The organism is Streptomyces albofaciens JCM 4342, assembly GCF_008634025.1.
Lineage (GTDB): Bacteria > Actinomycetota > Actinomycetes > Streptomycetales > Streptomycetaceae > Streptomyces > Streptomyces albofaciens.
Map to the genome: position 1 here is coordinate 4,133,414 of NZ_PDCM01000002.1, position 13,768 is coordinate 4,147,181.

8 protein-coding genes and 1 tRNA gene are annotated in these 13,768 nt (G+C 72.0%); 6 read left to right on the forward strand and 3 right to left on the reverse strand.

Translation table 11 applies throughout. The features are described 5' to 3' along the window. Positions 1-109: 109 nt before the first annotated feature. Entirely contained in the window at positions 110-820 is a 711-nt protein-coding gene (locus tag CP973_RS37995) for a thioesterase II family protein (RefSeq protein WP_244410226.1), read from the reverse strand. Positions 821-1,167: 347 nt separating this feature from the next. Between CP973_RS37995 and CP973_RS38000 the strand changes: the two genes are divergently transcribed. From CP973_RS38000 to CP973_RS38025, 6 genes are all read left to right on the forward strand, one after another. Next, positions 1,168-2,718 (forward strand): tryptophan halogenase family protein, encoded by a 1,551-nt coding sequence (locus tag CP973_RS38000; protein WP_150249186.1) that lies wholly within the window; start codon positions 1,168-1,170, stop codon positions 2,716-2,718. A 144-nt stretch (positions 2,719-2,862) separates the two neighbouring features. Then, positions 2,863-3,492 carry a flavin reductase family protein gene (locus CP973_RS38005; protein ID WP_150249189.1) on the forward strand — a complete coding sequence of 210 codons (630 nt, stop codon included), beginning with the start codon at positions 2,863-2,865 and terminating at the stop codon, positions 3,490-3,492. A gap of 92 nt (positions 3,493-3,584) precedes the next feature. Then, positions 3,585-3,836: an acyl carrier protein gene (locus CP973_RS40285; protein ID WP_167538591.1), complete on the forward strand. Its 252-nt coding sequence runs from the start codon at positions 3,585-3,587 to the stop codon at positions 3,834-3,836. After that, positions 3,833-5,386 carry an amino acid adenylation domain-containing protein gene (locus CP973_RS38015; RefSeq protein ID WP_150249197.1) on the forward strand — a complete coding sequence of 518 codons (1,554 nt, stop codon included), beginning with the start codon at positions 3,833-3,835 and terminating at the stop codon, positions 5,384-5,386. Before CP973_RS40285 ends, CP973_RS38015 begins: the two co-directional genes overlap by 4 nt. Then, positions 5,386-10,017: a non-ribosomal peptide synthetase gene (locus tag CP973_RS38020; protein WP_150249200.1), complete on the forward strand. Its 4,632-nt coding sequence runs from the start codon at positions 5,386-5,388 to the stop codon at positions 10,015-10,017. Before CP973_RS38015 ends, CP973_RS38020 begins: the two co-directional genes overlap by 1 nt. Next, on the forward strand, positions 10,014-11,405 hold the full coding sequence (locus tag CP973_RS38025; protein ID WP_150249203.1) for a cation:proton antiporter: 1,392 nt from the start codon (positions 10,014-10,016) through the stop codon (positions 11,403-11,405). Before CP973_RS38020 ends, CP973_RS38025 begins: the two co-directional genes overlap by 4 nt. Before the next feature lie 311 nt (positions 11,406-11,716). Here the strand turns inward: CP973_RS38025 and CP973_RS38030 are convergent. Continuing rightward, positions 11,717-11,790: transfer RNA gene (locus CP973_RS38030), tRNA-Thr, on the reverse strand. Positions 11,791-11,850: 60 nt separating this feature from the next. Beyond that, positions 11,851-13,179 (reverse strand): alpha/beta hydrolase, encoded by a 1,329-nt coding sequence (locus CP973_RS38035; protein WP_150249206.1) that lies wholly within the window; start codon positions 13,177-13,179, stop codon positions 11,851-11,853. Positions 13,180-13,768 lie beyond the last annotated feature (589 nt).

Genomic DNA, 13,768 nt, shown 5'->3' on the forward strand with positions numbered 1-13,768 from the left:
CATTTCTGCGCAGGGGTGGTGCGGACAACGCTCCAAAGCTCCCGGTGGCGGACACCGGGAGCTGCGAAGCCGGGGAGGGGGAAAAGGCTGGGCGGTGCGGCCCGCAGGGTCACAGCAAGGCGCTGAGCCGGGCGCTGATATCCCGCACCACGTCCCGCTCGTGCGGTACGAGAAAGAAATGGCCGCCCGGGAAAGCGAGCGTTTCGCACCCGGCGGTGGTGAGTTCCGACCAGGCCCGCACATCGTCCGGCGAGGGGCCGGGGTCGTCGGTACCGAAATAGGCGGTGACGGGTACGTCGACGGCCGGCGCTTTGGGACCGGCCGCATAGGCGTCCAGCAGCTGGTAGTCCGCGCGGATCGGCGGCAGGAGCAGCTCCCGCAGTTCGGGTTCCCGGAGCAGCTCCGCCCCCGGGCCGCCGAGACCGGCGACCCTCGCCAGCAGCTCGTCGTCGTCCAGCACGCCGTTGCTCATCCGCCGCAGCCGGTCGGGCGCGGCCCGGCCGGAGACGAACAGGGCCCGCGGGGCGGGGGCGCCGCGCGCCGCGAGCAGCGCGGTGACCTCGTGGGCCACCGACGCCCCCATGCTGTGCCCGAAGAACACCGTCGGCACGCCCATCACCGGCGCCAGCGCGTCGGCCAGCTGCCCGGCGAGCTCCGCCATCGAGTCGAGGCACGGCTCGGCGATGCGCTCCTCACGCCCTGGATAGCGCACCGCGCTCAGTTCCCAGTCCTGCGGCGCCCACTGGTGCCAGTTGCGGAAGAAACTCGCCGTGCCCCCCGCGTGCGGGAAGCAGATCAGCCGGATTCTCGGTGCGTCCACGGGCCGGAACGTACGCAGCCACGGAGTGCCTGAGGACGAGGCGGGGGAGAGAGCCATGCGCGCACCCTAAGCACCGCCTCTATCGGTGCCTTATCGCCGGGCCGCCCACCGGTCGGCCACCGGACGGCCGCCGCCGGGTTCCTTGCCCACGTGCGCGGATACGGCACCGCCACACACCCGGAAATCACCTCCGCGACAGCCGGGAAACGTCGATAACGAAAGGAAACCCGGCCCGGCTAGCTTCGCCGCAGGCACAGCGGCCCGCCGCCTCATGAGGTGTGGCCGGCACGATCCAGCTCACGTTTTCCACCAGCTGGTTCCGGTTCTTCGACGCAGGAGATAGCAGCGTGATCAAGTCAGTTGTCATTGTCGGCGGCGGCACCGCGGGCTGGATGAGCGCCTCCTACCTGAAGGCGGCGTTCGGGGACCGCCTGGACGTGACCCTGGTCGAATCCGACCGGGTGGCCACGATCGGCGTCGGAGAGGCGACGTTCAGCACCGTCCGGCATTTCTTCGACTACCTCGGCCTGGACGAGTCGGAATGGCTCCCGGAGTGCTCCGGCTCCTACAAACTGGGAATCCGCTTCGAGAACTGGCGCGAGCCCGGCCACCACTTCTACCACCCCTTCGAGCGGCTGCGGACCGCCGACGGCTTCACCCTCGCCGACTGGTGGCTGCGCGAGGGCGACCGCAGCGAGCCCTTCGACCGCTCCTGCTTCATCACCCCCGCCCTGTGCGAGGCCCAGCGCTCGCCGCGGATGCTCGACGGCTCGCTCTTCGCCGGTGAACTCGACGGCTCGCTGGGCCGCTCGACGCTGGAGGAGCAGCGCGACCAGTTCCCCTACGCCTACCACTTCGACGCGGCGCTGCTGGCGAAGTTCCTGACCAAGTACGGCACCGACCGCGGTGTCCGGCACGTCGTCGACGACGTGCTCGATGTCGCGCGCGACCAGCGCGGCTGGATCAGCCACGTCACCACCCGCGAGCACGGGGACCTGACCGGCGACCTCTTCATCGACTGCACCGGCTTCCGCGGCCTGCTGATCAACCAGACCCTGGAGGAGCCCTTCGAGTCCTTCCAGGACGTCCTGCCGAACAACCGCGCCGTCGCCCTGCGCGTCCCGCAGCCCGACCAGGCCGAGACCGGCATGAAGCCCTACACCACCGCCACCGCGATGGACTCCGGCTGGATCTGGACCATTCCGCTGTTCGGCCGCATCGGCACCGGCTACGTGTACTCCGACGCGCACTGCACGCCCGAGGAGGCCGAGCGCACCCTCCGCGCGTTCGCCGCCCCCGGCCAGGACGACCTGGAAGCCAATCACATCCGGATGCGCATCGGCCGCAACCGCCGCTCGTGGGTCAACAACTGCGTCGCCATCGGCCTGTCCAGTGCCTTCGTCGAGCCCCTGGAGTCCACCGGCATCTTCTTCATCCAGCACGGCATCGAGCAGCTGGTGAAGAACTTCCCCGACGCGCACTGGGACCAGTCCCTGGTCGACGACTACAACAACCGGGTCGCCCACGTTCTGGACGGCGTCAAGGAGTTCCTGGTCCTGCACTACCGGGCGGCGCAGCGCGACGACACCCCGTACTGGAAGGAGGCCAAGGTCCGCGCCCTGCCGGACGGCCTCGCCGAGCGCCTGGAGCTCTCCGCGTCCCACCTGCTCGACGAGCGCACCATCTACCCCGCCTACCACGGCTTCGAGCAGTACTCGTGGATCACGATGCTGCTGGGCCTGGGTCACGAGCCGGCCCGTCCGCGGCCGGCTCTCGCGCACATCGACCCGGCGGGCGCCCGCGCCGAGTTCGCGGCCCTCAAGGCCGGCACCCAGCGCCTGGTCGAGAACCTGCCCAGCTGCTACGAGTACGTCGCGTCGCTCAACGCCCGCCGCTGACCCGGCGGCCGCCCACCGCCGACGCCTGTCACCCCAGCACCGGTCACGGGCGTCGGCGCACAGCCGCGCCCCCGTACACCCCGCGTCCCGACGGCGCGGGGCACCCCGTCGCACCGCCGCACCCCTCCTGAAGGGCGACCGAGCATGGCCAGCCGCCTGTCCGCATCCCACGCCGCAGCACCCGCCGCTTCGCACCCCCTCCCGTGGCAGCACCGGGACACCGTCGGTACGCCGGTACCGCTCGACGGCTTCCGGGCGCTGATGAGCGCTTTCCCGGCGGGCGTCGCGGTGATCACCAGCTATGGTTCCGACGGCGACCCGCGCGGCCTGACCTGCACGTCCCTGGCCAGCGTCACGGCCGAACCCCCCATCCTCTCGGTCTGCCTGAACACCCGCGGCGAGACCCTCCAAGCCCTCCGCGACCGCGGCGCCTTCGCGGTGAACCTGCTGCACGACCGGGCACGGCACACCGCCGAGGTGTTCGCGAAGCCGGTCGCCGACCGGTTCGCCCACACCGAGTGGCAGCCCTCGCCCGAGGCCGGTCTGCCGTGGCTGACCGACGACGCCTTCGCCACGGCCGAGTGCGAGGTGACACACCTGGCGGAGATCGGCGACCACACGCTGGTCCTGGGCCTGGTGACCGGCGTCGTCCGCGCGGCCGGGACACCACTGCTGTACGGGGCGCACCGGTTCGCCGCCTGGCCCGGCGGCGAACTGCCCGAACCCCGGCGCGACACCGCGCTGCCCACCGCCGCCGCGGGCACCTCGCGCTGACCACGGCCGCCCACCACGGCGCAGGGCGGCCCGGGCGCCCGGCCCCGCCGTACCCCCTGCTCGCGACGAACCGCATCGGAGGAGTGAGATTCGTGTCAGTGCATGCTGCCGGTACGTCCCTCAGGACGCTGGTGCTGGGCCTCGTCGAGGAGGTACTGCGGGCCGGCCCGGTCACGGCCGAGGACAGCTTCTACGACTTCGGCGGCTCGTCCTTGCAGGCCATGCGGGTCTGCGTCCGCGTCCAGAAGGAGACCGGCGTCGAGATCAGCCCCGAGGCCCTCCTCGACAGCGACAGCCTCGGCGCCTTCGCGGACGCGGTGGTGGCGCGGGCAGCGGACGGATGAGCGGCCCGGGACCGATCCATGAGGCGGTGGCCCGGCAGGCGGCCGCCACGCCCGGGGCGACCGCCGTCGTCGGCGGCGGCGAGCGCATCGGCTACGCGGAACTCGACGCCGCCTCGTCCGCTCTCGCCGTGCGGTTGCGCGACCGGGGTGTGGTGCCCGGCAGCCTGGTACCGGTGGCACTGCCCCGGTCGGCACAGCTCATCGCCGTCCTGCTCGGCGTACTCAAGTGCGGTGCGGCGTACGCCGCTTTGGACCCCCGGTGGCCGGCGGCCAGATTGCGCGGGCTCCTCGACGTACTGAAACCGCCGCTCCTCGTCGCCGCGGGAACGCTGCCGGGTACGGAGGTGCCCACGTGGGCGCCTCCGGCGGGCCCCTTGGCGGCCCTGGCCGATCCCCGCGCCTCCGACACCCTGGCGCCCGGTGTCACGGGCGACGACCCGGCCACGGTGTTCTTCACCTCCGGCACGACGGGCGCGCCCAAGGCGGTGCTCTCCCCGCACCGGGCGACCACCCGCCTGACCGGGATGACGGCCGCCTGGTCGGGTCCCGGCCGGACCATGGCCCAGGCGGCCCCGGCCTCCTGGGACGCCTACGCGCTGGAGGTGTGGGGGACGCTCACCGCCGGGGGGACCTGCGTGGTGACCGAGGGCGACCACCTGCTGCCCGGCACCCTGCGCACCCTGGTCCGCGAGCACGGCGTCGACACGGTCTTCCTGACCACGTCCGTCTTCAGCCTCTTCGCCGAAGAGGACGTGGAAAGCCTTGGCGGGCTGCGCCATGTGCTCACCGGCGGCGAGCGGCTGCCGGCCGGGGCGGCCCGCAGGTGCCTGGCCGCCCACCCGGACCTCGCGCTGATCAACGGCTACGGCCCCGTGGAGAGCTGTGTCTTCGCCACCACCCACCGGGTGCGCCCCGAGGACTGTGCTGCCGCGTGCGTCCCGCTCGGCACCGCCGTACCGGGGACGGCGGTGCACGTCCTGGAAGCGGACGCGCCGGCGGCCACCGGAACCGAGGCGGAGATCTGCATCTCCGGTGCCGGCCTGGCACTGGAGTACCTCGGCGCCCCCGGCCTGACCGCGGAGCACTTCCCCGTGGTCCGGATCGGCGGCGTACCGACCCGGATCTACCGGACCGGTGACCGGGGGCTGCTGGACGACCGGGGCACCCTCCACTTCCGTGGCCGTACCGACCGGCAGGTGAAGATCGCCGGTCACCGTATCGAGCCCCGGGAGATCGAGGAGGTGGGCAGCACCGTCCCGGGTGTCCGGGAGTGCGTGGTGGAAGTGCTGCCCGACGACTCGGGGAGCGGCCGCAGGCTGGCCATGTTCTACACGGTGGCGTCACCGGGCACCGGCGGGCACCGGGACCTGCCGCCGCCGGCCATGCGGCGCGAACTGTCCGCGAGGCTGCCCGGTCATCTCGTGCCGCACGTGCTGCGACGGTGTCCCGCCCTGCCTCTTACGGCCAACGGCAAGCTCGACCACGCGGCTCTGCTGGCGTCGCTGTCCCCGCCCCGCTCCCGGCACCGCACCATGAACAGGAGTCTGTGATGACGCTCGACCCGGCCGGGGCAGCGGACGGCACGGCATCGCTCCCCACCTACCCGATGTCGTACGAGCAGGAGTCCATCTGGCTCACCGATCAGTTCGACGACAGCGCCCACCAGTACGTCGAGTCCTGGGTCCACCGGCTCCGCGGTGACTTCAGCGTGCCCGCCCTGGAGGCAGCCCTGACGGGCATCGTGCGCCGGCACGAGTCGCTGCGCAGCCGCCTGCGCCTGGCCGGGGGAACACCGAGCCAGACGGTGCTGCCTCCGATGCCGGTGCCCCTGCTCAGGCGCCGGGTCACCCCCGACGGGCTGGACACCGCCGTACGGGAGGCGGTGGCACCGCCTCTCCCCCTGGACCGGCCGCCCATGCTGCGGGCCACCCTCCTGGAAGCAGGCGACCGGGACGCGGTGCTCGCCGTGGCCGTCCACCACGCCGTCGTCGACGGCTGGTCGCTGCACCTGCTCGACGAGGAGTTCAGCGACCTCTACCGCGCGGCGCTGAACGGCCGCGAGCCCGAACGGCCGCCCATTCCACTCCAGTTCGGCCCGTACGCACAGCGGCAGCGCAGCGCCGGAACGCCCCGGGACGACCTGCCGGCGTACTGGCGGGACACCCTGCGGAACGCGCCCCCGGAGTCCACCTTCCCGCTCGACCGTCCGCGCCCCGACGTCCCGGCCCATCGCGGCGGACTGGTCGAATTCACCCTGGACACCGGCCTCACGCGCCGGATGCGGCGGTTGTGCCGGGAGCAGAAGGCCACCCCGTTCGCCGTACTCGCCGCCGCGCTGACCGCGCTGATCGGCAGGCACGGGGACCAGCGGGACGTGGTGCTCGGCACCCCGGTGTCCCGCCGCGAGGGCCCCGAACTCGAACCCATGATCGCCTGCCTGACCGATGTGATGCCGCTGCGCCAGACGGTGGATCCGCGGCAGTCGTTCCGCGACCTCGTCACCCAGACGAAAGACACGGTCCGTACGGTCGTCGCGCACAAGGACGTGCCGTACACCAGGCTGGTCAGGGAGTCCGGGGAGCAGCGGACCCGCGCACGCCTCCCGCTCTTCCAGGTCGTGCTGACCGTGGACGACGGCCGGCCCCCGGGCCTGTCCCTGCCGGGCGTGCGGAGCGAGCGCCGCTACCCGCACAACGGGACGTCGAAGTTCGACGTCTTCGTCCACCTCATCCCGGAGGACGGCGGCTTCCGGGGACGGCTGGAGTACGACGCGGGCCTGTTCACGCCCGGTACGGCCGGGAAACTGGCACAGCGGTTCACTCTCCTCCTCCGGGACGTGACCGAGCATCCGGACCAGGCCCTGGCGGAGTCGGCACTGCTGACGGACGACGACCACGCCGTACTCCGTGAGTGGGGCGAAGGACCGCCACCGGCGACGGGCGCACCCCTGGCCCACGAGGCGTTCGCCCGTGCCGCCCGGCGCACACCGGACCTGCCCGCCATGACGCACCGGGGCCGGCACCTCACCTACGCCCGACTCGACGAGGCTTCCGACGCGCTGGCCGCACGGCTGGTGGCCAAGGGCTACGGGCGCGCCCGGATCGGCATCCTGCTGGAGCGGGGACTCCGGCTGCCGGTCGCGGTGCTGGCGGTCCTCAAAGCGGGCGGCTGCTGCGTGCCCGTCGACGCTGCGTACCCGGCCGACCGTATCGCCTTCATGCTGAGCGACAGCCGGGTCGGAGCCGTGTTGACGAGCGGCGCCCTGCTCCACCACCTCACCCCGCTGCCGGACGTCGATCCCTGGCCGCTGGACGCTCTCCCGGCGGCGGACAACCCGAGGAGCCCCCTCCCCTCCGTCGGCGAAGAAGCCCCGGCGTACCTGATCTACACCTCGGGCTCGACGGGTCGGCCCAAAGGCGTCGTCATGCCGCACCGGGCCCTGGCCACGGTCACCGACTGGCAGACCCGCCGGTCCGCCGACACCGGCGCGCTCCGCACCGCGCAGTTCGCACCGCTGAGTTTCGACGTGTTCTTCCAGGAACTGTTCTCCACCTGGGCCGCCGGCGGCACGCTCGTCCTGGTCGACCACGAGATACGCCGTGACCCGGCCCGCCTGCTGGCCCTGATCGGGGCCGAGTCGATCGAGCGGCTGTTCCTCCCGTACGTGGCGCTGCACCAGCTCGCCGAATACGCGGCGGTGGAACCCCGCCGCTGCCCTTCGCTCAAAGAAGTCATCAGTGCGGGCGAGCAGTTGTTCATCACGCCGGCGATCCGCCGCTTCTTCACGGAGAGCACCGACGCCGTCCTGGACAACCAGTACGGGCCGTCCGAGACCCATGTGGTCACCGTGGAGAGGCTCTCGGGGCACCCCTCCGGATGGCCCGACCGCCCGGGCATCGGCCGGCCCGTCCCCGGAGCCGGCATCCGCATCCTCGACGAGCGGATGCGGCCCGTCCCACCGGGAGCGGCGGGCGAGATCTGCATCGGCGGCAGGAGTGTCGCCACCGGGTATTTCGGACAGCCGGACCACACACGGCGGGCGTTCGCACCGGACCCCGACCGGCCGCAGCCGGCCCGCCTGTACCGCAGCGGCGACCGGGGCCGGTTCCGGCCCGACGGCACGCTCGTCTTCCTCGGCCGACGCGACGACCAGGTGAAGATCCGCGGCTACCGCGTCGAACCCGGCGAGGTCGAATCCGTGCTGAAGTCCATGCCCGGCATCGCCGACGCCGTCGTGACGGTCGACGCGTCCGATCCCCACGACAAGCGGCTGATCACCCACTACGTCCCCGCCGACCGGAACGGTCCGGACACCGGAGCGCTGCGCCGACGACTGCGGACCCGGCTGCCCGAACCGCTGGTCCCGTCGCTGTGGGTGCCGATGGCCGCCCTGCCGTTGACCCCGAGCGGCAAGGTGGACCGGGCAGCGCTGCCCGCACCGCACCGGCACCGGCACCGGGCAGCGGGGGGCGGCAGGGGGATGGGGGTGGGTGAGGAGACGGCGGTCGGCAGCGGGGCGGGAACCGATGAGAAGTCGGCGGCTAGCAGGGTGACCGGGACGGGTGAGGAGCCGACGGTCGGCAGGGGGGCTGGAACCGATGAGGAGCCGGTGGCCAGCAGGATGACCGGAACCGACGAGGAACCGACCACCGGCAGGATGACCGGAACCGACGAGGAACCGACCACCCCCGGGGACGCGCCGGCGCTCAGTGACGCGGAACGCCGGGTGGCGGCCGTCTGGAGCGACGTGCTCGGCGTCGACGGGATCACCGCCGACGACGACTTCTTCGCTCTCGGCGGCGACTCACTCCTGGCCGTCCGGCTCCTGCTCGCGCTGCGTGAACGCTGGCGCGTCCGCCTTCCTCTCGGCGCCGTCTTCACCGCCCCGACGGTGGCCCGCATGGCGGCACTCCTCGCGGAGACGGCAAAGCTCCCGGACGCCCCGGACCTGCTGCCCGACACCGTCCTCGACACCGCCGTCACCCCGGCGCGCGCCCTCACCCGGACCACCCGCGATCCGGCACACCTCCTGCTCACCGGAGCGACCGGATTCCTGGGCGCGTTCCTGCTGCGACGGCTGCTCTCCACCACGGACGCCACCGTCCACTGCCTGGTCCGCGCGAGTGACGTGCCCTCCGGGACGACCCGGCTGAAGACCGCGCTGGAGCGGTACGGGCTGTGGGACGACACATTCACCGAGCGGATCGCGGCGGTACCGGGAGACCTCGCCCGTAACCAACTGGGCCTCTCACCGGCCCACTTCGACGCTCTCGCCCGCCAGGTGGACGCGGTCTACCACGCCGGAGCGTCGGTCAACCTGGCCCTGCCGTACGAGCAGTTGAGGCGGGCCAACGTACTCGGTACAGCCGAGGTGCTGCGCCTCGCCGCTCTGCACCGCGCCGTTCCCCTGCACCACGTCTCCACCGTGGGCGTGTACCCGGGCGTGGCCGCAGAGGACGACGGCCCGATCCGTCCGGAGACGCCCCTTCCGGCGGCGGACGCGCTACGGAACGGCTACGCCCAGAGCAAATGGGCGGCCGAAACGCTCGTCCACCAGGCGAGATCGCGCGGGCTGCCGGTCTCCGTCTACCGGCCCACACGGATCGGCGGTGCCACGAGCAGCGGACTGTGCCAGACATCCGACTACCTCTGGCTACTGCTGAAGGGGTGCATAGAGGCCGGCCGGGCCCCGGGCGACCTGAACACCGCTTTCGACCTCATCCCCGTGGACTCCGTCACCGACGCCCTGGTGGAACTCTCCCTCCTCCCACAAACCACCTCCCGCGTCTTCCACTTGGCGAGCGGACACCACATCCCCCTGGCGACGGCCGTCGCCTGGTTGCGCACCTTCGGCTACCGCATATCAGAGGTGCCCACCCGTTCCTGGCGCGGCGCCATCGAGCAGGACAGTACGAACTCCGCCTTCCCTCTCCTCACTCTCCTCCCGGCCGACGGGAGCCCGGACGGAGCGCGCTCCGGACGCGATGCGGTGTTCGACGCGACGAGCACCTGGGATGTCCTTCGCGGACGCGGCGTCGAACGCCCAGAAGTGAACAGCGACTATTTCCTCCGCACGGTGCGCGCCTTCGTACGATCCGGATTCCTTCCCCCTCCCCCGCACGGGGGCCGGGAGCCGGCGGCCGCACCGAGCCGGGCCGAGCAGCAGGGAGCTGTCGGATGAACACCCTCACCACGGCAGCCGTACTGCCCCTCGACCCGCTGGCGCCGCACACACTGCTGGTGTTCCTGCTCCAGATAGGCGCCCTGCTCGGCCTGGCACTGGCGCTGGGCCGGCTGGCCCGGCGCCTGGGCCTGCCGGCCATCGTCGGAGAACTGGCCGCGGGCGTCCTGCTCGGCCCCTCCTTCCTGACCCAGGCCGTACCGGGCCTGGCCGCATGGCTCTTCCCGCCGGACGCCGTGCAGATGCACCTGCTGGACGCCGTGGGACAGCTCGGCGTCCTGCTCCTGGTCGGCTTCACCGGCATGCACCTGGACCTGAAGCTGGCCCGCAGGCACGGCGGCACGGCCACCGCCGTCGGCACCGCCGCCCTCCTGCTGCCGCTGGCGCTCGGCGTGTGGCTGGGTTACGCGATGTCCGGCCGGCTCAAGCCGCCAGACGTCGACACCATGACCTTCGCCTGCTTCATCGGCGTTGCCATGTGCGTCAGCTCGATCCCGGTCATCGGCCGGGTGCTCGTCGACATGAAGCTGATGCACCACACCGTCGGCCAGCTGATCCTGGTCGTCGCCACCATCGACGACGCGGTCGGATGGCTCCTGGTCTCCGTCGTGACGGCCATGGCCACCACCGGCGTGGGAGCCCAGGAAATCGCCACCCCGCTAGGGCACCTGGCCGTCCTCCTCCTCGTGGTGTGCACCGTCGGGCGCTGGACGGTGCACCGGGTGATGAGCTGGGCCGACCGCTCCGCGTCCCCCGGGAACACCATCGCCGCGACCGTCATCCTGCTCATCCTGTCCGGCGCGGGCGCCCAGGCCCTGGGCTTCGAGGCGGTGTTCGGCGCCTTCCTCTGCGGCATCCTCATCGGCGTCCGCGGCTCGGCGGACCGGACCCGCAAACTGGAACCGCTCAACACCACGGTCCTGTCCTTCCTCTCACCGCTCTTCTTCGCCCTCGCCGGCCTCCGCATCGACCTGACGTCACTGGCCGACACCACCGTCGCCCTGTGGGGCCTGGCCGCCCTCGGCATCGCCGTGGCCGGAAAGTTCCTGGGCGCCTTCATCGGCGGTGCCGCCGGACGGCTCAGCCGCTGGGAGGCGCTGGCACTGGGCGCCGGCATCAACGCCCGGGGAGTCGTCCAGATCGTGATAGCGGTCATCGGCCTCCGCCTCGGCCTCCTGACCCCCGCCATGTACAGCATCATCGTCCTGATCGCCATCCTCACGCCTCTCATGGCACCGCCTGTGCTTCGGTTCGCTATGGGGCGGATGGAGGGGGCGGGGAGAGGCCACCCGGCCCCTGTTCTGCCCGACATCACCAGCGGCGAAGCACGGAGCGAGGTACCCGCGCCCACACCCGGCGTCGGCCTCGATTCCCGGATCCACCGATAGCTCCGGCCACCCCAGGAACCGTCATACGGCGGGCCGGGGCTGAACCGCGAAAGTGCTGCGGCCCGCCGGGCCTGCGGTCGATCCCCGTACCGAGCAGGCCGAGCGACTGACTCACGATCAGCGCGTCACGCAGATGACTCCCGCCGGCCTCCCTAAGCAGACCGTCGAAGCGACAGCGACCGCGACCGCGGAAACGAATGAGCACGCGGCGGGCGCGCACGAGGGAGCAAAGATCATCGAGCTGCGGCCCGGGAAGTCTAGGCATATGAAAAAGCCCAGGTCACACGATGTGTGACCTGGGCTCCATGCTGAGCCGCCTAAGGGAATCGAACCCTTGACCTACGCATTACGAGTGCGTCGCTCTGGCCGACTGAGCTAAGGCGGCGTGGTGCGGAGCCCAGTCTACACATCGGATGGGGGTGGTCCGAACCGGGTTTCGGTGGGGTCAGGTGCAGGTCTTGTCGGGGGGTGGGGGTGTGGATTCGAGGAGGTAGGTGTTGATGGCGGTGTCGATGCAGTCGCTGCCGCGGCCGTAGGCGGTGTGGCCGTCGCCGTCGTAGGTGAGGAGGGTGGCGGAGGAGAGCTGGGCGGCGAGGGAGCGGGCCCAGGGGTAAGGGGTGGCGGGGTCGCGGGTGGTGCCGACGACCAGGATGGGGGCGGCGCCCTCGGCGGTGATGCGGTGCGGGGTGCCGGTGGGCTTGACCGGCCAGTACGCGCAGTTCAGGGCGGCCCAGGCGAAGCTTTCGCCGAAGACCGGGGAGGCCTTGCGGAAGGCGGGCAGGGCGGCGCGTACCTCGTCGGGGCCGGAGAAGGCGCCCGGGAGGTCGAGGCAGTTCACGGCGGGGTTGGCGAACATCTGGTTGGCGTACGTGCCGTCCGGGTCGCGTTCGTAGTAGGAGTCGGAGAGGGCGAGGAGGCCCCGGCCGTCGCCCTTCTGGGCCTCCGCGAGGTATTCGCGCAGGACGGGCCAGGCCCCCTCGTCGTACATGGCGGCTGTCACACCGCTGGTGGCGAGGGATTCGGTGAGGGTGCGCGGGCCGCCGGTGGGGGCGGGGTGGGCGTCGAGTTTCTTGAAGAGGGCGGTGAGGCGGCGGCCGGCTTCTTCGGGGCCGGAGCTGCCGAGGGGGCAGTCGCGCTGCTTGGCGCAGTCTTTGGCGAAGGCCGTGAAGGCCGTGTTGAAGCCGGCGGTCTGGTCGCGGTTCGTCGCGCGGGCAGGAAGCGAGGGGTCCATGGCACCGTCGAGGACCAGGTGTCCCACGCGGGAGGGGAAGAGGCCGGCGTACGTGGCGCCGAGGAAGGTGCCGTAGGAGGCGCCTACGTAGGTGAGCTTGTCGTCGCCGAGGACGGCACGCAGGACGTCCATGTCGCGGGCGGACTCGGCGGTCGAGATGTGGCCGAGGCGGGCTCCGGAGCGGCGCAGGCAGCCCTGGGCGAAGGTGCGCAGGGAGGAGGTGAGGCGCTCGACCTCGGCGTCGTCGTCGGGGGTCTGGTCGACGCGGGTGAAGTCGTCCATCTGGGCGTTGGACAGGCAGGTGACCGGTTCGCTGCGGGCCACGCCGCGGGGATCCATGGCGACCATGTCGTAACGGGCCCGGACCGCCTCGGGCTGGGGCGCGTACTGCTGGAGGTAGTCGATCGCCGAGCCGCCGGGCCCGCCCGGGTTGACCATGAGGGAGCCGAGGCGGTCGCCCGGCCCGGTGGCCTTCTTGCGGGAGACGGCCAGTTTCAGGTCGGTACCGGCGCTGGGGTGCTCGTAGTCGAGGGGGGCCTTCATCGTCGAGCACTCGAAGCCGACGACTCCGCACTCGCGCCAGGTGAGTTTCTGGTCGTAGTACGGGCGGAGGGCGGCGGGAATGGGGGTGGGGAGGGGGCGAGGGTGCTGGTCGCCGGGGCGGGCGCGGTGCCGGCGGAGGCCGTACGGCCACTCGTCGGAGCCCCCGAGGCCGCGGCGCCGGACGGCGGGCTGCCGGACGAGCAGCCGGAGATGAACAGGGCGGTGGCCGTCAGGACGGTACCGGCGGTACGGAGCAGGCGGCTGGTGGCCATGGGTGGTCCCTCGGTCCCTGGGTCGTCGGCAGCGGCGACAAGGCGGTGGTCACCCGTAGTGCGGTGACGGTGGCGGTGGTTGTGGCTGTGGTTGTGGCGGTGGCGGTGGCGGTGGCTGTGGCGGTCGCCGTGCCCACCGTCACGGCCTTGGCCGTGACTGCGACTACGGCTGCTGGTATGGGACGGAGCGTATCCGTGTCGGGGCGGAGCGTGGGGATGGGTGCGCTCGTATGGGTGAGGAGGGGGAGGGCGGGAGGGGGCGGGAGGGAGGGCTGAAGGGGACCTGGAGGGGGACTGGAAGGGGCCAAGGAGGGAGG

What these genes read in the sequence shown, in the direction of transcription:
- CP973_RS38005 (WP_150249189.1), top strand. Translation starts at nt 2,863, where the DNA reads ATGGCCAGCCGCCTGTCCGCATCCCACGCCGCAGCACCCGCCGCTTCG.
- CP973_RS38015 (WP_150249197.1), top strand. Translation starts at nt 3,833, where the DNA reads ATGAGCGGCCCGGGACCGATCCATGAGGCGGTGGCCCGGCAGGCGGCC.
- CP973_RS38020 (WP_150249200.1), top strand. Translation starts at nt 5,386, where the DNA reads ATGACGCTCGACCCGGCCGGGGCAGCGGACGGCACGGCATCGCTCCCC.
- CP973_RS38025 (WP_150249203.1), top strand. Translation starts at nt 10,014, where the DNA reads ATGAACACCCTCACCACGGCAGCCGTACTGCCCCTCGACCCGCTGGCG.
- CP973_RS38035 (WP_150249206.1), bottom strand. Translation starts at nt 13,179, where the DNA reads ATGAAGGCCCCCCTCGACTACGAGCACCCCAGCGCCGGTACCGACCTG.